The organism is Pseudomonas sp. B2M1-30, assembly GCF_025447575.1.
Taxonomy (GTDB): domain Bacteria; phylum Pseudomonadota; class Gammaproteobacteria; order Pseudomonadales; family Pseudomonadaceae; genus Aquipseudomonas; species Aquipseudomonas botevensis.
In genome coordinates this window covers 1-332 of sequence record NZ_JAOEJT010000048.1, presented here as the reverse complement: position 1 = coordinate 332, position 332 = coordinate 1, and the positions used below count along the sequence as shown (strand labels likewise).

1 protein-coding gene is annotated in these 332 nt (G+C 62.3%); it reads left to right on the top strand.

The features are described 5' to 3' along the window. Positions 1-332: contractile injection system protein, VgrG/Pvc8 family (locus N8H74_RS29370; protein ID WP_262152184.1), on the top strand; the 332-nt coding region annotated here is incomplete at both ends.

Here is a 332-nt window from a genome sequence, read left to right as displayed (position 1 = left end):
AAACTGGTGTTCGGCGACGACCAGACAGTGTTCCGCAAACTCAAACCGGTGAACTACCAGCAAGACTCCGGCATGGCTGCCGACAAACCGGTGATCAAGCGCTTCAACCTACGCCTGGAAACCCGCACCAGCCGCGTCAGCCGCCGCGATTACGACTTCGAAAAACCGAAGATCCTGCCCGAAGGCGCGGTCAAGTCCGCGTTCATGCCGGACCTGGAAGACTACGACTACCCTGGCCGCTTCACCACCCGTGAACGCGGCAAGCTGCTGTCGACCCGCGCCCTGGAGCGCCATCGCAGCGACTACACGCTGGTCGAGGGCAAGGGCGACGA